This window comes from Sporofaciens sp. JLR.KK001 (genome assembly GCF_036941055.1).
Lineage (GTDB): Bacteria > Bacillota > Clostridia > Lachnospirales > Lachnospiraceae > Sporofaciens.
In genome coordinates, this window is record NZ_JAYMNO010000001.1 from 1,601,094 (window position 1) to 1,624,335 (window position 23,242).

At 34.9% G+C, this 23,242-nt stretch carries 19 protein-coding genes; 17 read left to right on the forward strand and 2 right to left on the reverse strand.

Annotation, left to right across the window (positions count from 1 at the left end; all coding sequences use genetic code 11):
• Positions 1-31: 31 nt before the first annotated feature.
• On the forward strand, positions 32-655 hold the full coding sequence (locus VSQ62_RS08645; RefSeq protein WP_334634320.1) for a hypothetical protein: 624 nt from the start codon (positions 32-34) through the stop codon (positions 653-655).
• An 81-nt stretch (positions 656-736) separates the two neighbouring features.
• Here the strand turns inward: VSQ62_RS08645 and VSQ62_RS08650 are convergent, their stop codons facing one another.
• Together VSQ62_RS08650 and VSQ62_RS08655 are read right to left on the reverse strand one after the other, a co-directional pair.
• A complete protein-coding gene (locus VSQ62_RS08650; protein ID WP_334634322.1) occupies positions 737-2,437 on the reverse strand; it encodes an AAA family ATPase in 1,701 nt (566 codons plus the stop codon).
• Positions 2,400-4,142: an AAA family ATPase gene (locus tag VSQ62_RS08655; protein ID WP_334634323.1), complete on the reverse strand. Its 1,743-nt coding sequence runs from the start codon at positions 4,140-4,142 to the stop codon at positions 2,400-2,402. Before VSQ62_RS08655 ends, VSQ62_RS08650 begins: the two co-directional genes overlap by 38 nt.
• Positions 4,143-4,627: 485 nt before the next feature.
• Here VSQ62_RS08655 and VSQ62_RS08660 point away from each other — a divergent pair, with 485 nt between their 5' ends.
• From VSQ62_RS08660 to VSQ62_RS08735, 16 genes are all read left to right on the forward strand, one after another.
• Positions 4,628-5,941: a zinc ribbon domain-containing protein gene (locus VSQ62_RS08660; RefSeq protein ID WP_334634324.1), complete on the forward strand. Its 1,314-nt coding sequence runs from the start codon at positions 4,628-4,630 to the stop codon at positions 5,939-5,941.
• Positions 5,942-6,527: 586 nt separating this feature from the next.
• Positions 6,528-7,520, forward strand: a complete 993-nt coding sequence (locus VSQ62_RS08665) for a hypothetical protein (protein WP_334634326.1) — start codon at positions 6,528-6,530, stop codon at positions 7,518-7,520.
• An 89-nt stretch (positions 7,521-7,609) separates the two neighbouring features.
• On the forward strand, positions 7,610-8,119 hold the full coding sequence (locus VSQ62_RS08670) for a hypothetical protein (RefSeq protein ID WP_334634329.1): 510 nt from the start codon (positions 7,610-7,612) through the stop codon (positions 8,117-8,119).
• Positions 8,120-8,143: 24 nt separating this feature from the next.
• A complete protein-coding gene (locus VSQ62_RS08675) occupies positions 8,144-9,247 on the forward strand; it encodes a hypothetical protein (protein WP_334634330.1) in 1,104 nt (367 codons plus the stop codon).
• A gap of 140 nt (positions 9,248-9,387) precedes the next feature.
• Positions 9,388-10,500 carry a DegT/DnrJ/EryC1/StrS aminotransferase family protein gene (locus tag VSQ62_RS08680; RefSeq protein ID WP_334634331.1) on the forward strand — a complete coding sequence of 371 codons (1,113 nt, stop codon included), beginning with the start codon at positions 9,388-9,390 and terminating at the stop codon, positions 10,498-10,500.
• A 46-nt stretch (positions 10,501-10,546) separates the two neighbouring features.
• The gene (locus tag VSQ62_RS08685; RefSeq protein ID WP_334634332.1) at positions 10,547-11,503 is read left to right on the forward strand and encodes a GNAT family N-acetyltransferase; all 957 of its coding nucleotides are present in this window, start codon (positions 10,547-10,549) and stop codon (positions 11,501-11,503) included.
• Positions 11,504-11,581: 78 nt separating this feature from the next.
• Positions 11,582-12,877: a hypothetical protein gene (locus VSQ62_RS08690; protein ID WP_502957812.1), complete on the forward strand. Its 1,296-nt coding sequence runs from the start codon at positions 11,582-11,584 to the stop codon at positions 12,875-12,877.
• A gap of 49 nt (positions 12,878-12,926) precedes the next feature.
• The gene (locus VSQ62_RS08695) at positions 12,927-13,856 is read left to right on the forward strand and encodes a 1-aminocyclopropane-1-carboxylate deaminase/D-cysteine desulfhydrase (RefSeq protein ID WP_334634334.1); all 930 of its coding nucleotides are present in this window, start codon (positions 12,927-12,929) and stop codon (positions 13,854-13,856) included.
• Between the two features lie 35 nt (positions 13,857-13,891).
• Positions 13,892-14,899: an ATP-grasp domain-containing protein gene (locus VSQ62_RS08700; RefSeq protein ID WP_334634335.1), complete on the forward strand. Its 1,008-nt coding sequence runs from the start codon at positions 13,892-13,894 to the stop codon at positions 14,897-14,899.
• Between the two features lie 293 nt (positions 14,900-15,192).
• Positions 15,193-16,356 carry a hypothetical protein gene (locus VSQ62_RS08705; protein WP_502957813.1) on the forward strand — a complete coding sequence of 388 codons (1,164 nt, stop codon included), beginning with the start codon at positions 15,193-15,195 and terminating at the stop codon, positions 16,354-16,356.
• A 112-nt stretch (positions 16,357-16,468) separates the two neighbouring features.
• Positions 16,469-17,557: a hypothetical protein gene (locus VSQ62_RS08710; protein ID WP_334634338.1), complete on the forward strand. Its 1,089-nt coding sequence runs from the start codon at positions 16,469-16,471 to the stop codon at positions 17,555-17,557.
• Positions 17,544-18,917 (forward strand): radical SAM/SPASM domain-containing protein, encoded by a 1,374-nt coding sequence (locus tag VSQ62_RS08715; RefSeq protein ID WP_334634339.1) that lies wholly within the window; start codon positions 17,544-17,546, stop codon positions 18,915-18,917. The genes VSQ62_RS08710 and VSQ62_RS08715 overlap by 14 nt, the downstream gene beginning before the upstream one ends.
• 27 nt (positions 18,918-18,944) lie before the next feature.
• A complete protein-coding gene (locus VSQ62_RS08720; protein ID WP_334634340.1) occupies positions 18,945-20,207 on the forward strand; it encodes a glycosyltransferase in 1,263 nt (420 codons plus the stop codon).
• Positions 20,208-20,211: 4 nt separating this feature from the next.
• Positions 20,212-21,360: a hypothetical protein gene (locus VSQ62_RS08725; protein ID WP_334634341.1), complete on the forward strand. Its 1,149-nt coding sequence runs from the start codon at positions 20,212-20,214 to the stop codon at positions 21,358-21,360.
• On the forward strand, positions 21,360-22,061 hold the full coding sequence (locus VSQ62_RS08730; protein WP_334634342.1) for a nucleotidyltransferase family protein: 702 nt from the start codon (positions 21,360-21,362) through the stop codon (positions 22,059-22,061). Before VSQ62_RS08725 ends, VSQ62_RS08730 begins: the two co-directional genes overlap by 1 nt.
• Positions 22,062-22,084: 23 nt before the next feature.
• Positions 22,085-23,224, forward strand: a complete 1,140-nt coding sequence (locus tag VSQ62_RS08735; protein WP_334634343.1) for a DegT/DnrJ/EryC1/StrS family aminotransferase — start codon at positions 22,085-22,087, stop codon at positions 23,222-23,224.
• Positions 23,225-23,242 lie beyond the last annotated feature (18 nt).

The following is a 23,242-nucleotide window of genomic DNA, read 5'->3' on the forward strand; positions in this document are numbered from 1 at the left end:
AGGAAAAAGTGCAGTAGGGAGGTACTTACAGATGATTCCCGAATATCTGAGGCAGAATCTGGACTTGTTCAGAGAAGATGAGTATACGCTTGTCATAGATAGAGATGAAGAGATTCATATCATAGAGACAGAGGAAGAAGGCGAGGCGAATCTGGAAAGTTATTTTGAGGAAGATGCAGTGCTCTTCCATTATCCGGAGAAGAGAACCTTGCCTTATCTGGATGCAAAGAAGAAGGCCTGCCAATGTGCGGATAAATTCATATTCATCAAGAAAGGCGTTAATGATAGATGGCAGTTACATATTCTGGAATTTAAGAAAAGTATCAAGTACGATAAATGGAAGAAGATCAGGAATCAATTCAAATATGGGATTATGAATGCAAGGGCGTTGGCGGCATTCTTGAATATAGAGATTGACGAGATTATATTGGAGACGGCATATCGAAATGACTGGAATCCCCGCAGCGCACTGCAGACGCCTACGATGATGCGGGCAGCAAATTCTGCGGCGGAGGTGAAAGCATATGAAGAGTGGCGGGGAGATTGCGTTTGGTTGGAATTAGATTCGGCGGAAAGAAGCTTTCGCCATGATAAGATTAAGTTGGATGAGTTCGGGAAAGGGATAAAGGTATTTTCATCTTCTGAAATGGAATAAAGATTGCCTAAGCAATTGTGGTATGTTAAGGGTCGCCCTGTTGTTGATGTAAAATCAATAACAGGGCTATCGGGTGGATATTTACTCTATCTGTTCTTCTGCCAGCATGACTCTGCACCGCTTTTTATAACAGGCAATCCCATATTTAAGGATATTCTCTACCCCGTCGTCTTCAAGGTCGTCCTCATACTTGGTATATTCGATCTGCTTCAATGCTTCCCTACATGCAGTGTCCAGATCTCCGTCATGAGCATACTTTACTTCTATGATAATTCCCATATCCCCGGTATCCGGTTCCGCAAGGATATCCGCATAGCCATCTCCCATCTCTCGATTGGATGAGATTCCCCACCGGTCTTTCACCCCCAGGATCCCGATTAGAACGCCGTGGTAATAATTTTCTTTCATATCTGTTCTTACGGCTGTATCACGGATACTGATCGTTCTTTTCAAATACTTTGTAAAAATTCTTTCTACATTTTCTGCATCTCCCTTTTGCAGTGCATCGCAGAAACGACTCAAAGTCTCTCCGTCTTCCCTGACATTCTTCTTAAGGAATTCCATGATCTGCGTCTCAAAAATATCTCGGATTTCCAAATTGGGGATCGCCAGTTTCATCTGTCTGCCCTCCGCCTTTCCGCGCTGGGTCAGATATCCGGTGGTAAAAAGAAGGCTCCAGATGTTGTCAATGGATTGGTAAGCTTCCGCATACGTGAGTTCCTGGTGGATTTCCTTTGTGATGACTTCCCCTGCCACCAGACGCTCAATCTCCCGTTTGGTCGTCGCATTAGCCGATTCTTGTATAAATCGCTTCACCGCGTCATTGCTGCTGGTATTGATCCAATAGTTTTCCGGCTGTACATGGGACTCGCATCTGATCCTGTCGCAATGGTTCAGCACATCCCACGGACAATACACTTCTGCATTTCCAAACTGGTAACCGTCATACCATCTTTTTATATCCTCGTAATGATCCGTTACGCCATAATATTCCAGAAGATCTTTCACTTCCTTATCTGTAAAGCCAAAATATTCATCAAAACGTTCATCCGCGATCGTCAACACTTTCAGGTTATTAAGCCCGGCAAAGATGCTTTCCTTTGAAATACGAAGACACCCGGTCAGCACCGCTAATTTCAGGCTGCTGTTCGTCTTCAATGTTTCTCCAAGCAGGCTTCGGATCAGGGAGATCATCTGGTCGTAGTATCCGTTCGCATGAGCCTTTGCCAGCGGAACGTCATACTCGTCAATTAGCAGAATTACTTTTGTTCCATGATGCTTTTCCAGCAATTCCGATAATATCCTCAAACTATTACAGAATACTGCTTCTGACATATTATCATCCAAAAGTTTCCGATATTCCGCTTTGTCCTGTTCGCTTAAAGCATCACTCTCTAAAAGATATTGTACTTTCGCTGGAACTCTTTTCAGAATTTGGATCGCCATTTGAAATGCCAGTTCATAGTTCCGGGCGTCTATTCCTTTCAGGGAAATGGATACAACCGGATATTTACCCATATATTCCTCACAGAGCGCAGTTTCCTTAGAAATATTCAGCCCGTTAAAAATGCTTTTATCTCCGTCTATAGAGAAAAAGTGTTCCAGCATATTCATATTCAGCGTTTTCCCAAATCTTCTGGGACGGGTAAATAGGTTCACCGATCCCCAATTATGGAGTAATTCCGTAATAAGCCCAGTTTTATCAATGTAGTAAAAATCTTCTTTCCGGAGCTCTTCAAAATTCTCAATCCCAATCGGGAGCTTCTTCTTTCTTGTTTCCATCTCTTTTGGCACTCCTTCCGTTAGCCAGTATGACCCTGCACCGCTTTTTGTAACAGGCAATCCCATATTTCAGGATATTTTCTACCCCGTCGTCTTCAAGGTCATCCTCATACTTGGTATATTCGATCTGCTTTAATGCTTCCCTGCATGCTCCCTCCAGATCTCCGTCATGGGCATACTTTACTTCTATAATAATTCCCATATCTCCAGAATCCGGTTCCGCAAGGATATCCGCATAGCCATCTCCCATCTCTCGATTGGATGAGATTCCCCACCGGTCTTTCACACCCAGGATCCCGATTAGAACGCCGTGGTAATAATTTTCTTTCATATCTGTTCTTACGGCTGTATCACGGATACTGATCGTTCTTTTCAAATACTCTGTAAAAATTCTTTCTACATTTTCTGCATCTCCCTTTTGCAGTGCATCGCAGAAACGACTCAAAGTCTCCCCGTCTTCTCTGACATTCTCCTTAAAGAGTTCCATGATCTGTGTCTCAAAAATATCCCGGATTTCCAGATTGGGGATCGCCAGTTTCATCTGTCTGCCTTCTGCCTTCCCGCGCTGGGTCAGATATCCGGTGGTAAAAAGAAGGCTCCAGATGTTGTCAATGGACTGGTAAGCTTCCGCATACGTGAGTTCCTGATGGATTTTCTTTGTGATGACTTCCCCTGCCACCAGACGCTCAATCTCTCGTTTGGTCGTCGCATTAGCCGATTCTTGTATAAATCGTCTCACCGCGTCATTGCTGCTGGTGGTGATCCAATAGTTTTCCGGCTGCACATGGGGCTCGCATCTGATCCTGTCGCAATGGTTCAGCACATCCCATGGACAATACACTTCTACATTTCCAAACTGGTATCCGTCATACCATCTTTTTATATCCTCATAATGATCCGTTACATCATAATATTCCAGAAGATCTTTCACTTCCTTATCTGTAAAGCCAAAATATTCGTCAAAACGCTCATCCGCGATCGTCAACACTTTCAGGTTATTAAGCCCGGTAAAGATGCTCTCCTTTGAAATACGAAGACACCCGGTCAGCACCGCTAATTTCAGGCTGCTGTTCGTCTTCAATGCTTCTCCAAGCAGGCTTCGGATCAGGGAGATCATCTGGTCGTAATAGCCATGCGCATGAGCCTTTGCCAGCGGAACGTCATATTCATCTATCAGCAGGATAACCTTGCTGTTATGATGCTTCTCTAACATTTCTGACAATATTCTCAAGCTGTCACAGAATGTAGCTTCGTCCATATTGCTGTCCAAAAGGTTCTGATATTCCAGTTTGTCATGCTCACTTAATGCGTCGCTCTCCAGAAGGTACTGTACTTTTGCCGCTACCCGCCTGATGACCCTGGCTCCCATCCGAAACGCCATTTCATAATTAACGGCGTCTATTCCTTTCAGAGAAATGGATACAACCGGATATTTACCCATATATTCCTCACAGAGCGCAGTTTCCTTAGAAATATTCAGCCCGTTAAAAATGCTTTTATCTCCGTCTATAGAGAAAAAGTGTTCCAGCATACTCATATTCAGCGTTTTCCCAAATCTTCTGGGACGGGTAAATAGATTTACTTCTCCCCAATTGTGAAGTAATTCCGCAATAAGCCCTGTTTTATCAATATAGTAAAAATCTTCTTCCTGGATCTTTTCAAAATTCTCAATCCCAATCGGGAGCTTCTTCTTTCTTGTTTCCATCTCTTTTGGCACTCCTTCCGTTAGCTTCAGACCGTTTTCTGCCTCAGATTCTGCTCAAGTACATTATAACAACTAAGAAGCGGCATTTCCATAGAAAAGTTTGAAACCAAACAGAACCGCCTTGTCGTTGATATGTAATCAACGGCAGGGCGGCCCTGATATATTATGTCTATGGTTGAAATATCTCCGCTATTATACGGATTCACGAATCCCTTTTTAATCGGGAAAAGCAAGGAGATAAGCTGTAAAATCCATTACGAAAAAGTTTACGTTTTTGTAACACTGAATTCCATGAAATTTCTCATTTATTCTAATATATTATCGACAATAAGTCAATAAACTTAACCCCATTTTTTTGTAATCTTTGCATAAAAAATTTTCCATCAAAATCATTACGAAAACTTAAACTTTTTCGTAATAGCGGTAACATGCCGCAAACGCTGTATTTCCGGGCTTTTCGTATCATTCATATAAGGGAGTAGAGGATGCCGTCAGATAAGATATGCAAGACAGTCCATCAGTACAATAAGACGCCTGTTTCGGTCGAAGATATGCAGAAATTACTGGATATCGCTGAGGATTTTAAGAAGGTGAAGAATTATGTGTACGGCAGGTTTGGCGGGATTGGAAGTCTCTCTAAGATCTATCCGGGATATACCGTGCAGAATGAAATGACAGCGAGCGGTTACCGGGAGAAGTTAGGAATGCCGGCAGTCTATTACTATCTGGCAGTCTTCGATGCTCTGGGAGATATTAAGAGCCAGTGGACGAGGACGAAATCTAAGATCGTGAAGCTGGTTAATAAGAATGAAGGCTTCACGGATGAGGAAAAGCATTATCTGCGTTTCCTATTAAAGGTAAGTAATGCGTTCGAGGCGGTGTTGAATCAGAAGCCGGTGGAATTGACGGCGAAGATGGGGAAACAGTACCGCGAGTTGGCGGAACAGGTGGATACAGAGCGGTTGGATCGGTATCTGTGCAGACAGGTAAGGAAATATCACGCGAAGCTTCATACGGATGCAGCAGATGTGTTTTCCATAGCAGAGCGGGCATACCGTTATGCGGACCATGGAATCTACATTTCCATCAAGGAGAAGCGCAAGCGTGTCTTCGTACCGCTGACAGATAACAATCAGTACAAATGTCAGCTGCGGATCAAGCTGTATCCTGATGGGAACCGTATCGAGATCAAGGTGCCGGTAAATGTCTCTGTTAAGAGCCATACAGACTACCTGAATCAGGTGGGCGTGGCGGTTGGCTTCTATACGATGATGACCACGGATGAGGGGCATCGATATGGGGAGGAATTAGGCAGATACCAGTCGGAGTATTCAGACTGGATCCGGGAACAGACCACCATTTACTGGAAAAATAAGAATGATAATCCGGGACGCAAGAAATATCAGGCGAAAAAACGGCGTCTGGAGGAACAGCTTCACAGTTATATCAACCATGAATTGAATCGTTTCCTGTTGGAAGAGAAGCCGGAGAGCGTCTATATCGTGAAACTTCCGAAACCTCGGGCCGGAGGAGCGATTAAGAAGATCAATCATTCTCTTGCGCAGTGGCAGAGAGGATATATCAGGAAGCGTCTGACGCAGAAATGTGCGGAGCAGTCTGTAGAGATCGTGGAAGTGCTCGGGAAGGATATCAGCAATGAGTGCAGTGTGTGCGGTGCGATTGGGACGAAGTCGGATGGGATGTTTCGTTGTCCGGCATGTGGTTATCTGGAAGAAGAAAAGATGAATACTGCCCGGAATGTGAAGAAACGAGGGCAGGGAGACGGTGTGCTGTTTTAAGTGTTGGCGTTGAAAAAGAGTAAGTATATGTATTATATTTAACAAATTTTGGTCATAAGAACAGCCATTTAGATAAGCAACGGTGATGAGCCGGGGCTTTACCATGAAGGACTAAAGGGCGGGTTCATGATAAAGCAGGTGTGTAAGCGTCTGTGATATAAAAAGGAGTGTATTGACACATTTATATATGAGGTGGTCAGGCTAGACGGTGGATAGTGGAAATTGGCCGGATAGCGGATGGATTACGGAGTGTCAATGTGTCAGTACATTGTGATACGGCATTAGAAGGCGGGGGAAGAGGGTGACCTTAGGAGCCGCGGATTGGGTATGCCAGGACCTTGTGAACATGGGAGTGACAAACATGATGTAGCGGGGAGCGAAGCGGAGAGATTCGCATCATCCTTGAGAGAGGGTGACCAATATGCCTTATTAAAATCTCAGTAGAGAATATAGATGGGTATTTATAAAGTATATGTATTTTATTATAAATAATGTTGGTAAGAAGATTTTTATGCAAAATAGTATTAAAACAGATTGTTGAAACAATTATGCATTTGGATAAACGGAGTAAAGGAGGAAAATATCAATGAAAAAACAGATTGTTATGGTATTGATATCTGCTCTTGTAATAGGTGGAAGCAATCTAAGTTTGCCAGGAAATGTTGTGAATGCAAAACAACTGGATGAAGTAGAAAAAAAGGAAGAGAGTTCAGTTTTTGCTACAGAGGAAGAGAACAAAGAGAAAGATAGTGAAAAAGAAGAAAGTGTAACTGAAGACACGGAAGAAACACAGAAAGACATTGATGAAGATACATTGAACACAGAAGAAAAGGAATTAGAAGTAATATCTGATCATTCTGATATATTGGAATCTTCGGAGGTGGAGATGACAGTGCCAATTTATAATTATGAAATTGACAATGTGATTGTGCCGACAACCTATGCTATGTCGTTAAATCCGTATGGGCTTCCTATTGTAGTTGGTAAAGATAATGTCTCCACGGAACAAGTGGTATCAAAAGAATATGGCATTATCAACAAAAGTTCAACTGATAAAATTGTGACGGTTACATTAACAGTTGAAGACTTAAATAATGAGATTACGTTTGTAGATTCTGAGGAAGAGGTTAAAAATTCTGATGATGAAACGTATGCCGTATATCTGTCAATCATACCGTCTGATGGAAAAGAAATTAAAATCGATGGTGTGGAAGCTGATACAGATACATCTGCTTCGGCATTGTCAGATGTAGATATGTCAGGGGCAAAAGAACAGGCAGTTGCATTACATGCTGGAGAGAATCATATAGCATTCAGGCTCTCCAGAGCGACTTATAATTTCGACAATATAAGTTTATCAAAGGAGAAACCAGAAGCGGAAGAGGTGCTTAATTTGATTGGTTTGAGTCCGGATGGTAGAAGTGTAACAGCCTTTACATTCGGTGGGGCGATGAATCCAAAGGCAGATTGGGAGAAGTTGTCAAAAGGTATCAAAGTTAGCGCTGCGTATGATTATCAGACTGCAGATGGAACTGAAAAGATTATTGATGGGACAGGGTCTCTAATCGCTGTTGATTAGTAATGAAAATATAAAGATATAAGGCGGGGGTTACGGTTCTTTATACGATTCTAAATACTCGCTTTATATAGAAAACAAGGAGTTGTAATATGGAAAACCAGAAAGAAACTGCGAACAAAGGGCGCAGGAAAATGATTATCATTGCTTTTGTCGTATTATGTGCAGCATTGGTTGTATGTGTAGTATTGTTGCTTCAGAAGACAAAACCCAAGGAACTTGATAGAGGTTTTGTTGATGAATCCAATAAGGATACAGTTATGGAAGACATGGGCGATAAAGTTGCAGAAGGAATGTTTGAATGTAAGATGACTACATCATGGGTATTTGAAGATGGGAAATCTGAGTCTCCTAATGCATATGTGGCTAATGTAGAAAATAACCTACATACAATATATTTCGATGTATATGAAAAGGCGACAGAAGAACTGCTTTACTCATCACCGATGCTTCCAGTTGGAACAGAACTCGATAACATCAAGCTAGAGAAAGAACTTCAAAAAGGTGAGTATGATGCTGTGGTGATGTACACTCTGGTAGATGAAGACAATGAGGAGGTGAGCACAGTAGGCTTCGATATTACAATTTCCGTTAATAATTAAAATTATAATTAGGAGGAGATCAAAATGAAAATGAAGAAAGCTCTTGCACTTACAATGAGTGCGACAATGGCTATGGGAATAGCTATGCCTGTAATGGCAGCGGATCCAACGGTAACGGCACCGATATATTCTTTTGAAGTTTTGGATGTTGTTGTTCCAACTACTTATGAGGTGGCATTTAATCCGGAGGGATTGACTGTTAAAACAGGTGATTCGACTACGTCTACGGATCAAATTATATCCAGGAATTATGGTATGATTAATAAGGGTAATAAAGACCAAGTAATGGCGGTTGCTCTTAAGGTTGAAGACCAAAATACAGGTGATAATAAAGTTACATTTGTAGATTCTGAAGATGAAGTCGATAATGCAAAAGCTGGCGAGTATAAGATTCACTTAACGGCGATAGCGGCTGATACAACGGAAGTAACGGTAGGATCACCAACACCTGCTTCAGCTGATGAAAATACAGCGGCGACAGATTTGAACAGTGTTACTATGAATAAAGCAGCGGATACAACAGCAGTTACTTTAAAAGATGGAGATAATAAACTTGCTTTTAAGCTTGATAAAGCAGTATATAGCCCTAAGAGTGGTTCTGAGCTTGAGTTGGGAGCAACTGGTTCGAATAGTAACAATGTGGCAAGCAATTTTGAGATAACAAGTCTGGCAGCAGCTGGTAAAGGAATTACTGCATTTACTTTCGGGGGATCAATGAATAATGTTGATACGAATTGGAGCAAGTTAACAGCTGGAATTAAGATTACTGCTACGTATAGCAATGAGATCGCATCTTCTAATACATCAGCTGTGTCTGGAACAGGTGCAATGATTAAAGTTGGGCCTCAGGTTATAGCTGACACATCAGGATTGATTACAATTTCAGGTTTAACTGCAGATCAAAATTGGAAGTCAATGACTGTTACAAATGAAAATGGTACATTTGACATAAACAGCGGTGATGTTGAATGGGACAATTCTCAATGGAGTGAAGAAGCAGGTGGGACATTAAAAGTTCAGCTTAAAGAATCTTGGTTAGGTACTTTGCGTGGGAAGAATGGTAGTACAACGGTTACATTGACAGATGATAATACTATATCTGCACCATTAGCAATACCTGCATCATAAAAACAATAGTATTAATTATAGGCATATATTATTAGTTTATTTAAGCATTTTTATAGAGTAGATGTGTTTTGTGAAATACGTCTGCTCTATTATTTGAAGCGAATTTATAAAGGATTAAAATAAATACAAAGATATTGAATATGGAAAACAAAAAAATATTTGTGACAATGTCTTCGATGCCTCCATATGACGAATATATAGATGCCATAAAGCCTTTATGGGATAGTCATTGGCTGACTAATATGGGAAAGTATCATCAGGAATTAGAAGAAAAATTAAAGAACTATTTAGATGTTCCGGAGTTGTCGTTAATGGTAAATGGACATATGGCATTGGAAATGATAATTCAAGCATTTGAATTTCCAAAAGGCTCAGAAATAATTACTACACCGTTTACCTTTATTTCTACAACACATGCGATTGTTAGAAATCATTTAAAACCAGTTTTTTGTGATGTGAAAATGTCTGATGGAACAATTGATGAGACAAAATTAGAGGATTTAATTACAGAGAATACTGTGGCGATCCTCCCAGTACATGTGTACGGAAATGTTTGTAATGTTAAAGAAATACAGACAATAGCAGATAAATATCGACTAAAAGTTATATATGATGCAGCTCATGCTTTTGGTGTTAAGTATGCTGGCAATGGGATTGGAAACTATGGGGATGCTTCAGTTTTTAGCTTTCATGCAACAAAAATTTTTAATACAATTGAAGGAGGTGCTGTGGCTTTTTTCTCTCCTGAAATTCGCGAAAAATTATATAACCTAAAAAATTTTGGAATTCGTGGAGAGGAATTAGTTGTTGATATAGGCGCAAATGCAAAGATGAATGAATTTGCTGCAATCATGGGATTATGTAACTTAAAGTACATAGATTTGGTATTAGAAGAACGAAAAAAAAGATATACATTTTATAAAGAAAATCTTAATTCTGTCAGAGGAATCAAGTTGTTTGATTCAAACATAAATGTAGAACCTAATTATGCATATTTTCCAATTTTAATAAAAGAGGATTATAGAGTAAATAGAGATGAGTTACAAGATTCATTAAAAAAGTACGGTATTTATTCAAGAAAATATTTTTACCCCCTTACTTCGGATCAAGCTTGTTTTAAAAATAAGTATAAAAAATGCAAATTAGAAAATGCAAGAAAACTTGCCAAACAGGTATTGGTTATACCTTTATATGATTCTTTGGAGAAAAGTATCATATATCAAATTCTTAAAATTATAACAGGGAGTAAATAGAAAAGATAATATATTGGAAGAAAACATGTATGATTAGGAGAGTAAAATGCAGAGTATATATTATGATGAAAATTGGGCTATACTGCAACAAGAGAAAGAAGGAGGGGAGGCAGAGATATATCAGTGTCAATGTAGTGATTGCTTGATTAAATATGTTTTTATTAAACGAAAAGCTGGTATTATTAAAGGTATACAGTATTATGATATTTTAACACCGAGAGGTATGGGGGGACCAAGGATTGCGAAAGGTCATTTATTTGATTTAGAAAAATATAATGATGATTTTTTGGAATATTGCAAGGAAAAAAATATTATTGCAGAATATGTGAGATTTGATCCATGGAATAGAAATTATTCGATATTTGGAGAACTGTTAGATAAAACAGAGTACTATGGTAATTTATATTGTAATAATTTATGCGGAAATTTTTATAAAGAAGAATATGATAGAAATGTTATAAGGAACATTAAAAAGTATTCAGACAATATAGAGGTAGTATTTGATTTTGAAGGAAAAGAGATAGATGCATTTCTTGAATTATATAAGTTTACAGAAGAAAAATATAAGGTTGGAAATTATTATCATTTGTCTAGGGAATTTTTATTAGATTATTTTCGATTATTAAATGGAAAAGTAGCAATAGCAAATGCGATTTATCAGACGAAAATAATATCATCTGCTATTGTTTTATTTGGGGAAGATATTGTTCATTATCATTTTCTGGGCAATGATCCTCAGTATAGAAGAGTATATGCTAATACAATAATTATGTATAAAATTGCTCTTTTAGGTCAAAAGATGGGGAAAAAATTATTTGATCTCGGAGGAGGGGTTATTGATGGGAGTACAGCTGATTATAAAAGACGTTTTGTAAATGAAAGTGGAATTTATCCGTATTATGTAGGAAAACGTATTTTAAATAAGGATATTTATGAAAAATTAATTGATAGAAATGGAAAAAATCGAAAAGGATATTTTCCAGAATATAAAAGGGATAATTAAAAATAAGGAAATTCTATTACAGGCTAGTAAATTAATAGAGAGAAAAATCAAAGAGGTGTTTTAGTAAAATTGAATGGAATGATTAGAAGAAATTTTTTTTGGTTAGATGATAAAATATATAATAATTCATTAGTAAAAAAGCAATATGATGAAATTATGTATGCATTTAGAGAAGAAGAAAATCTATTGACAACATGGATGCAGCAAAGAAAATGTTTGCTAGATCATGCTACACAAACAACAAAGTTTTATTCATCATATGAAGGAAAGAGTTTTGAAAAATTTCCAGTTATTAATAAAAGTATTTGTCTAGAGAATTATAAGGATTTTGTTTCAAAAAATTACAAAGCGCAAAAAATACATAGAATGAGCACTAATGGATCTTCTGGAACACCTTTTACAATTATTCAGGATATAAGGAAAAGAAGCAGAGTAATTGCAGAATTAAAAGCATTTATGGCATTGCGTGGATTACTACCTAATCAGAAAATGATATATTTAGATGCAATGTCTGCAAGAAATAAAGGGAAGACAAGGTTTGAGCAATGGAAAGAAAATATTTGGCGTGTTGATATTAGTAATTTGGGGAGAGAAAATGTTGAAGATGTAATAATGTTTATGCAAAAACACGCTGGAAAACTTGTTTTGGGATATCCTTCAACAATGGAATGTATTGCAAATTATTCTACAAATGATGATAGAATAAAAAAATTAGGAATTCAAACTGTGATTACAGCAGGCGAAACATTACATTCTGAAACAAGAAGAAAGGCAAAGAGAGTATTTGGAAAAAATTGTGATGTTTTATCAAGATATTCAAATCAAGAGATGGGAATTTTGGGACAGGAAAAAGAAGAATATGGTTCATATTTATTAAATCATTCTAGTTATTATTTTGAATGCCTAGATTTAAATGAAGACAAGCCTGCTAAAGAAGGGGATATCGGACGAATTGTTATTACTGATTTATATAACTATGCATTTCCACTTATAAGGTATGATACAGAAGATACAGGGATAATAGGAATGGATCAAAACGTTTCTATTTATCCAGTATTAAAGACGGTTTTTGGGAAAAAGAAAGATATTCTATTTGATTGTAAAAAAGAACCTGTAATTCCAGATGTAATAGATGAAATGTTTTATGGAAAAGATAATATAAAACAATGGAAGCTGATACAAAAGGATTATACAAAAATTAGGTTAATAGTAAACTGTAATGAAAATGGTAAAAGAGATGTAGAAAGAATTTGTAGTAAACTAAAAAAACATTTTGGTAATGAAACTCAGATTGCAGTAGATTACGTGGATCAAATATCAGATGAAAAAGGTGGAAAATATCGGTATATTGTATGTGAAATACCGGGGAAATAGTAATTGCTTTTAATAAAAGTTATGCGATGCATTTATAAGGAATGTAAATATGAATACATTGATTCATAAATTGAATTACACATTAAATAATAATCAATTTTATATTAAACGTGATGATCTTATACCTCAATATTATGGAGGAAATAAAGTGCGAATTGCACAAGAATATTATAGAGATATGGTGAAGAAAAGAAGTAATTGTTTTGTGGCATATGGAAGTGAAAATTCTAATATGTGCAGAGTGATAGCTTTGATGAGTGCAGAAAAGGGATATCCATGTTTTATAGTATATGGATGCGAAAAGAATGAAAAAAAAGTACTAGGAATTAATGATATATTAGTGAAAAATTCTGGCGCCGATATTATAAAGGTTTCTAAAAGTAATATAAAAGAAGCAATAGAAATGTCATGCAGAAAAGCAAAACAAAGAGGATATAAACCATACTATATATTTGGTAATTCACAAGGAAAAGGAAATGAAAAGACTGGTGTGAAAGGCTATATATCTTGTTATAAAGAAATAAAAGCTTATGAGGAAATAGAAAAAATAATTTTTGACTACATTTTTGTGACGAGTGGAACGGGAATTACACAGGCAGGATTGATTGCGGGGAGTGTTTTGGAGAACGGAGAAGAGCAGATTATAGGTATTTCAATTTCAAGAGAGAAAAAAAAGCAGGAAGAATATATACGTTACTATTTAAATCAATATTTTGAAAAAATGATAATATGGAATGAAAATATAATACAAGTTTATGATAAAGCATTGCAAGGTGGTTATGGGTATATAAGTGAGAGAAATAAAAATTTTATTTCTAATTTTTGTAAAAAAAATAGTGTTCCTTTAGATTATACATATATTGGGAAAGGAATATACGGTATGATGAAATATTTAGAAGAGAAAAAAATATTAGGGAAAAAGATTTTGTTTATTCACACTGGCGCAACACCGCTTTTTTATGAAGATATATTAAAGTGATTTGAATAATAGAAAATTAAAATGTGGAGAAAAGTATGAATATAATGCTAACATCTGCCGGACGTCGCGCATATATGGTTAATTATTTTAAAAATGCAGTGAAAGGAAAAGGGAAAGTATATGTGGGGAATTGTGACGAAAATGCAGTTTCTTTTCTGTATGCGGATGAGACCGTAATAACGCCTTATATATATGAAGATGGATATATTGATTTTTTGATTGATTACTGTGAATGCAAAAATATTACATTAGTTATTCCGCTATTTGATATCGATTTGTACATATTGTCTATGAATAAAGCGGAATTTGAGAAAAAGAATATACATCTAATTGTTTCTGATATTTCAGTAATTGAAATATGTAATGATAAATGGAAGATGAAATGTTTTTTAGAAGAAAATGAGATTTTAACACCTAAAACATATTTAAAAATCGACGATGCAGTAAAAGCCATCGAAGAGCAGGAAATAAAATATCCATTGATTATAAAACCACGTTGGGGGATGGGATCAATTGGTGTATACGAAGCAGATAATTTGGAAGAATTGAAAATTTTATATTCCAAAACTAATAGAGAGATTAAAGAAAGTTACCTAAAATATGAATCAAAACAAGACTATTCAAAAAGTGTATTAATACAAGAAAAAATAATAGGAGAAGAGTATGGGGGGGATATCATCAATGATTTAAAAGGAAGATATCAAAATACGATTGCAAAAAAAAAGTATTCTATGAGAGCTGGAGAAACAGATATAGCTATTATCACAAAAAACTATATGATAGAAAATTTAGGGATGAAAATTGGTAAAAGATTAAATCATATTGCTAATTTGGACGCTGATTTTATAGTTACAGATAAAAAGGAAACATATGTGATTGATTTAAATGCAAGATTTGGTGGGGGATATCCATTTAGCCATTGTGCTGGTGTAGATTTACCAAAGGCAATTATTATGTGGTTACAAGGGGAACAGGTACAAAAAGAACTATTACTTCCACAATTTAATATAAAAGGTTACAAAGAAATTAATGTTTGTAAATAGAAGTGGAGCTAATTAGACACGAAGTCGTGTCTGTAAGTCAGATATAAAAGTGGTATTGATAGCAAAAATCTTGCGACTTGGATCGAGACCGTAGTATACAGACAGTTCTTTCACAATACAAAAGTGCCTTGGAGTTATGACCCTTGCAAGTTAGATGACAGCGGTTAGTTCGTCTATCTGCGGCACTGTACAGCATGTGATGTTGGTAGAACGTCGACTGATCGGAGCAATCAAGAAAATGAAAGTGTAAGGAGAACTTGGAAAGTATAGGTAAGTGGAGTTAAAACGTGAAAATGAGAATTATGTTATATGGTTTAGGAAGAGGGTTAGAAAGTGTCAAAAAGAAATTGAAAACTGAGCATAAAATAATCGGATATGCGGATTCGTTTGCAAAGATAAAAAAGTATGGGGGAGGGGTGAATTTTTATGAATTAAATAAAATTAAAGAGATTGAATTTGACTATCTAATTGTAACTATTCAAAATTGTAAAGAAGCTTGGAAAGTTCGAAATATGTTAGTTAATAATTATGGAATTAATTCAGAGAAAGTAATTCCATTTTATGTATACGCGAACAGAGAATTGTGGGATATCAAAATGCGAACTTATGATTTAGAAGAAATCAGGGGATTGATTTTTGGTAATTCTAACGCTGCTTATGCTTTCCTGGAGAAAGAACTATCTACTCCTTTTGTAAATTTCTCTGTTCCAAGTCAGGATTTATATTATGAATATCAGGTGTTTTGTAAATGTATAAGAAAGTATAGTAAGCTATTAAAAAATTTAGAATATATAATCATAGACTTGTATGATTATATAGAATTTAATGCAGATTGTTCACTATCATCAAATATATTGAATTATATGTATTATGGCGGTATTTATTCCGAACACAATTTTTCTAAAAATAATAATTTTAAGAACAGTTTAAATCAAGAAATGTTTATGCGATATGGCATATTTCTAAAAAAGGATTTTCGAAATGTTTGGAAGGAGTTATTTGCTGAAGAAGGATCTGTTTTAACTTTGGAAGTAGAGAATAGATGGACTCATATAGAAATCAATGAGCCATTGAGTACTGAGTTATTGAATGGAAGTATTGTTAAGAATAGATACGACTCAACAATAAACGAAAACAAAATAATATTAGATAATTTCATAAGAGAAATCAGGAAATGGAACCCACATATGAAAATTATTTTAACACTGATTCCGCGTTATATTACTATGGAGAGAATTACAGAGCAGATTCTTTTGTCATGGAAGATAGAATTTTTAAATATAGTGAAAGGATTTTGTGATCAGTATAATTTATATTTTTTTAATTATAAATACAAGAAAGAAATATCTGAAAATCATATATTTTACGCGGATATACAACATATGAATACAATTGGTGGAAAGGCTCTTTCGGCTATATTGGATGAGGATTTAAAAAAAATAGATATAAGTAGTTAATAAAGTTGAGAAAGAATGTGACATTTTGCAAAATATTATGAGAAACAAATTTTTGGCATGTACTATTTTTGATCATGATTTATATTTCATATCAGAAGAAGATTGTATTTTGATGAAGATGAATACAGATAGTGGAAAAGTTGAGTATTTAAACAGACCCAATAGTTTGGATGTACAGATATCAGATCCATTAATATGGAAATTGCCTGATAAAATGATGGTGCATGAGAGAAAAATATATGTGTTGGAAACAGACGGTAGACGTTTAGTGGAATATTATGTTGATGAAAATCGATATCGTTGTATTGAGCTTGATTGTTCTGTTTTTGAATGTTGCAATTTTGCTGCCTTTGCAATATATAATGATAAGGCATACATTTTTCCTAGTTATTTAGATAAAGTGATTATTGTTGATTTAACAATAGGAAGTGTGATTCAGCAATTAAGTATTTGTACAGATATTTTATACGAATTCGATAAGACAGAGAGCATTCCATCTAAATTATTTTCGTGTGGATGTAGAGTGGGAAATTCTGAATGGATATTTATGGAACGGCTTGGTGAAGTTGTTGAATATAATATGGAAACCGATGAGTATCAGAGACATATAGTTCCGGCTAAGATAAAAGGTTGTGCTCATGCTGAGTGGAAAAATGATACATTTTATATTTTAAGTTTAGAAGGAAAAGTGTATAAATGGAACTTTTATAATAACAATGTTAGAGAATGGTCATTGGGGAATCAATCAAAATCTTATCCGGCATATAGGGAAATGGTTATAACGAATGGTGTGATTTGGATATTACCAGAAGTGGGAAATGATATATTGATGATTGATATTGAAAAAGATTATGTTGAAAAATATTCTAATTACCCGATGGATTTTTCTTACGAGGCGCCAGAACATTATAGTAAATATTATGTACACTGTGAAGATGATAATTTTTATTATTTTTCAATGCATTCAGGTAACTATATTTTTTGTGTTGATAAGTTTAGTGGAAAAGAGAAATGGATTAAACCAATTGAACCGAATTATATAGAATATTATGCAAAAAATAGTTGTTACGTAAATGAACGGAGATATAATCTCAAGAATTATTTTAGCAATATTAATTCAAAAAATTTTTTTTTACAAAATGAGAAGTTTAATATAGGATCAAGAATATGGGAAAGGCAGAAAAAATATGAAAGTTTGTAAAATGGGTTTAGAAAGTATATGGATTAATCGTGCGGATGGAGGAGTCAAAGTTTGCGGATGGACAGATTATTATTTGGGTAGTTTGTTAGAAGAAAGTATCGAGGATTTATGGAATGGAGAAAAGGCAGAAGAATTTAGAAAATCAATGATAGACGGTTCATATCGTTATTGCTTTGAAGACAAATGTCCATATTGTGCAAATCATACGAGAGATAATATCATGGTAGAGTATAATGTGCCGAAATATCCCAGATATTGCAGTTTATCCTATGAAGAATCGTGTAATTATGTTTGTAGATTTTGTAGAACCAAAAAATATATACCTAAAGAAAAAGATCAAGAAAAAATTAAGCATATTGAAAAGGAGATTCATAAATTTATTAATGGTTTAGAAGTATTGTCAAGTAATGGTGTGGGAGAAGTGTTTTGTAGTCCATCCATATTAAATGTTTTGAGTAATATAGAATATAATGACAATATGAAGATAGAATTAGAAAGTAATGGATCTCTATTTAATAAGAAGAATTGGGAAAAGATTTCGAATATTGGGAAAAATGACTTGACTGTATATATTACAGTTCATAGTTTTAGGGAAGATACATATCAATTTTTGTCAGGTACAAATCTTCCGGTTGATAATGTTATAAAAAATTTATATTTTATAAAAAATCTTAGGGAGAGAGAAATAATAAATCATTTCGAAATAGCTACAGTGATATGCGAAAGAAATTTTCGTGAAATGCCAGAGTATGTAAATTTTTGCTTAGAAGAATTTAATCCAGATGCAATCAGGTTAAGATTTTTTGAACCGTATGGTGTTAGAGATAAAGTAACCGAATGGTATTATGATATAAGGAATCCATATCATCCTTATTATGAAGAATTTGTGAAAATAATGGAAAACCCTATTTTTAATAATCCTAAGGTGTGGAAATGGCAGGGGGATCATATGTCTGTGCCAAATGAGCATCCTTGGTTTATAGAGAAGAGAAAGACAAAAGTATTGAGCGACCTTATAACAATGGAAAACATAAAAGAGAAAATAGAAAATTATTTGGAGGAGCATGGAATAGATACTTTTGCCATATATGGATATGGATGGGTTGGTAAGGCAATTGTTAGAATTTTTGAACAGAATAATATAGAGTGTAGGGCAATTTTTGATTCATTCTTTTTAGAAGAGAATAATAGCGAAAATAATTATAAAATATTAAGGCCGTGCGAAGAGAAGATCAAGGATGTGGATATGATAATTGTTACATCTGAAGCATATAAAGAAATAGAAGAAACGATAAAAGAATTAAAATATGAAGGAACTGTTATCGGGATAAAGAAACTTGTAGAAGAAATAAATTCTTGAGTTAGTTAAATTATGTTGGGAGAAAAAATGCAGGATATTTTAGTGTCAATTTGGTGTCTTACCTTTAATCATGAACGATATATAAGAGATGCAATTGAAGGTTTTTTGGTTCAGGAGACTAACTTTAGATATGAGATAATTATTCATGATGATGCATCGACGGATCACACATCAGACATTATTAAGGAATATGAGAGAAAATATCCTGAAATCATATACGGGATTTACCAGAAAGAGAATCAATATAGTAAAAATTATCCCGATGGAAAATGGATACAAGAGCTGCAAAGCCAATATTGTAAAGGGAAATATATTGCCTTTTGTGAAGGAGATGATTTTTGGATTGATATTCATAAATTGCAGATTCAGGTTGAATGGCTAGAGAAACATCCAGAATTTAGTATGGTTGCACATAATGCTATATGCTGGGAATACAATAATGGGATTATAAAAAGCATGTCACCCTACAAAAAGAGTAAAGAAGTGTCGCACGAAGAGATAATTATGCAATATCATGGGAATATTCCAACAGCATCATTGGTTATACGGGCAGATACAATTCAAATGGACGACTTCTTTTTTGGAACAGGTGTCGGTGATTGGACGCAGCAATTACATTGTATAATGCAAGGAAAAATATTCTATTTTGATAGAATTATGTCAGTATATCGTGCTTATCATGATAATTCATGGACTAAAGATATATGGAATAATCCAGATAAATATTTTGACCATTGTCTTAGGATGATAGAATTCTTTGAAAAGTATAATGAATATACCAACAGAGAATACAAAAAATATATTGTTAGTAGAATTCAGATGTACGTGTATATTGTAATCGATATGAATAGAAGAGGGTTAGATTTTTTTGAACAATGTAACCGACTAGATATTAACAATAAATTTAAATTCCATAGTTATATTGGACAAATAAAACGAATCTTTATGCAATTGAATGATGAGAATTATTATGATGAAAACTTAGAGCAATTTGTTAAAAGTTACGATCATATTATTATTTTTGGAGCAGGAGATTATGCAACAAAAATTGCTGCCAAATTAAATAAGAAAAGGATTCGTTTTGATGGTTTTGCAGTTTCAGATGGAAATTGTGAAAAGACACAATATATGGGAAAAGCTGTTTGGAGAATGAATAATATTCCATTTAATAAGAAGAGTGTGGGAATTATAGTTGCGATAAAACCAGTCAAATGGTATCAACTTATAGATATTTTGGAAGAAAATCAATTTACGGAGTATACATGTCCGTTTTTGTTTAAGGATGAATGAGGAGATGAAAATATTATTATGGAGTATATGTTCACCATGGACCATAAATTTTGTGGAGAATTTTCTTGTAAAGAACAATTATGAAGTATGGATACTTAATACAAGCAATAAAAAAGAAAGCAAGGAATACATAGACTTTTTTGAAAGCGGAAGACTTCATTTGGTTGAGTTACCACCATTAATTTCCGAAATTAATGAAGGAAAAGCACAAGGCGATTTATTTAAAAATTTTTATGGGAGATTTTTACGGTTAAAAACTATTATAAAATCTGGTCCATTTGAGGTGATAAATATGCAGTTTGTGCGTTTTACAGATTTAGCAGATATCATTTTATTGAAATATCTTATGAAGAGCAAGTTAATATTGTCATATTGGGGAAGCGATCTATTTCGTGTTAATAGAAAGGAATTGACCGCTCAAGGAAAATATGTTAGACATGCTGATTTTATAACGTTTGATAATATTGACTTAGAAATAGAATTTAAAAAAATATACAGAAAGAAAATACCTTCAAAAGTAGTTTTGTTTGGTTTGCCTGTGCTGGATATTATTGATAAAACCAGTAGAAAAATGGCGGATGAAGATATACGAAGGCAATGGGGAATAGCAAAAGATAAGATAGTTATAGCAATTGGATATAATGGTATTCCACAGCAACAACACAAAAAAGTTCTTAGTGCAATTAGTAAACTAGATAAACAATACAAAGAAAAAGTTGTCTTATTATTACAAATGTCTTATGGCGGATCAAAGGAATATAGAAAGGCTGTAATTAATGCTGTAAAAAAAACAGGATATGAATATATAGTTATCCAACATTTTTTATCTAATGACGAAGTAGCTGAATTACGGATTATAACTGACATATTTATAAATGCGCAAACTACAGACGCATTTTCAGGAAGTGTTTGTGAATATTTATTTGCTAATACGATGCTTATAAACGCTAAATGGTTGCGATATAAGGAATTTGAAAAATATAATTTTCAGTATTTAGAATTTCAATGTTTTAATGAAATTCCATTGCTTATAAGTCAAGTAATGGAAAACGAAATAGATGTTTCAAAGAACAAGGAATTGGTGTGGAAACTGAGATCTTGGGAGTATTGTGCTCCAAGATGGAAAGAAATATACAAGAGGATGTGTAAATAATGTTAAAAACGGCAGTAATCCTTGCTGGGGGGAAAGGGACAAGGCTCCGGCCATATACGGTGGCAATACCCAAACCATTAGTTCCTGTAGCGGGTAAGCCTATATTGGAGATTATTATTATTCAATTAGCAAAGCAGGGCTTTAAGCGGCTCATAATCACGGTTAATCATCAGGCTGATATTATTATGGCATATTTTGGTGATGGTAGAAAATGGGGAATAAAGATAGAGTATTCACTTGAGGACACACCGTTAGGCACTATGGGACCAATAAAGTTAGTACAAGATTTGCCGGATTATTTTTTGGTAATGAATGGGGATGTTTTGTCGGATATTGGATATGCTGATTTTTTAGAAAGACATATAAAATCCGAAAAGATATTTTCAATTGCTAGCTTTCGGAGAACTCAAAAGAATGATTATGGCATTTTAGATGTTAAGGATAATATTTTAATTGGATTTAGAGAAAAACCAGAAGTTCAATTTGTTGTAAGTATGGGGATATATGCTGTTTCAAAGAAAGCAACAGAATATATTCCGGCTGATCAGTATTTTGGTTTTGATATGCTGATGAACAGTTTTTTGGAAAAGAAAATGGAGGTCGCTATATATGAGCATGTAGGATATTGGATGGATATAGGCAGGCCAGAGGATTATACAAAGGCTGATAGCGATATAGAAGAGGGTATTTTTAAATATTAGATTTGTATGGAGGAAACATAGAAATGTATCAGATACCATTATTTGATTTAAACTATGGAAAAGAAGAGGAACAAGCAGTGCTTGAAACTTTGAGGTCAAAATGGATTTCTATGGGACCGAAATGTGTAGAATTGGAGAAAAGATTTGCGGAAATGCTGGGGGTAGAATATGCATGTGCGGTTACAAATTGTACCGCCGCATTGCATTTGGCATGCTGTGTATTAGGGATCAAAGAGGGAGATGAAGTGATCTGTCCTTCTTTGACTTTTGCAGCAACGGTAAATTGTATCCGATATGTTGGAGCGGTTCCAGTTTTTGCGGATATATATGGGAATGATAATCTATGTGTAGACGCAGAACAGATAGAAGCTTTAATCACAGACAGAACAAAAGCAATCATACCGATGCACTATGCCGGATTTCCTTGTGATATGGACAATATCATGATGTTAGCAAGGAAATATCATTTGTATGTTATTGAAGATGCATGTCATGGTCCGTTATCTGAATATCATGGACATAACATAGGCACGATCGGAGATATAGGTTGTTTCAGTTTTTTTTCGAACAAGAATATCAGCACCGGCGAGGGTGGTATGTTAGTGACAAATAATGAAGAAATATATAGAAAAGTAAAACTTTTGTGTTCACATGGTATGACAACAATGTCATATCAAAGAGCATCAGGGCACGCGACAAATTATGATATTGCCGAATTGGGATATAATTACCGTTTGGATGATATACGTGCATCGCTAGGTATAACTCAGCTTAGTAAATTAAAGGAGGATTTGAAAAAAAGAGCTCAAATCAGGGAATGGTATTTAAGGTATCTTTCAGAATTAGATTTCCTTGAGATACCTTTTAAAGAGCATCAAGGATTTGTGAGTAATTATATTTTCCCGGTAGTATTGAAGGGCTCAAGGGCTGAAATGAGAGATGTACTTCGTGAAGGACTGCATGATAATGGAATTCAGACAAGCATACATTATCCGGCAATACATAGATTTTCGGTGTATAAAGAATTTTCAAGAAAATTACCTAATACAGAGTATGTTACAGACAACGAGGTAACGTTGCCGATGTACGCAAGACTTGAAAAGGAACAGATAGAATATATTTCTGATAAAATTGTTGAATGTTATGAAAAAGTATTACGATGAATAGATAGGGAAGGATAA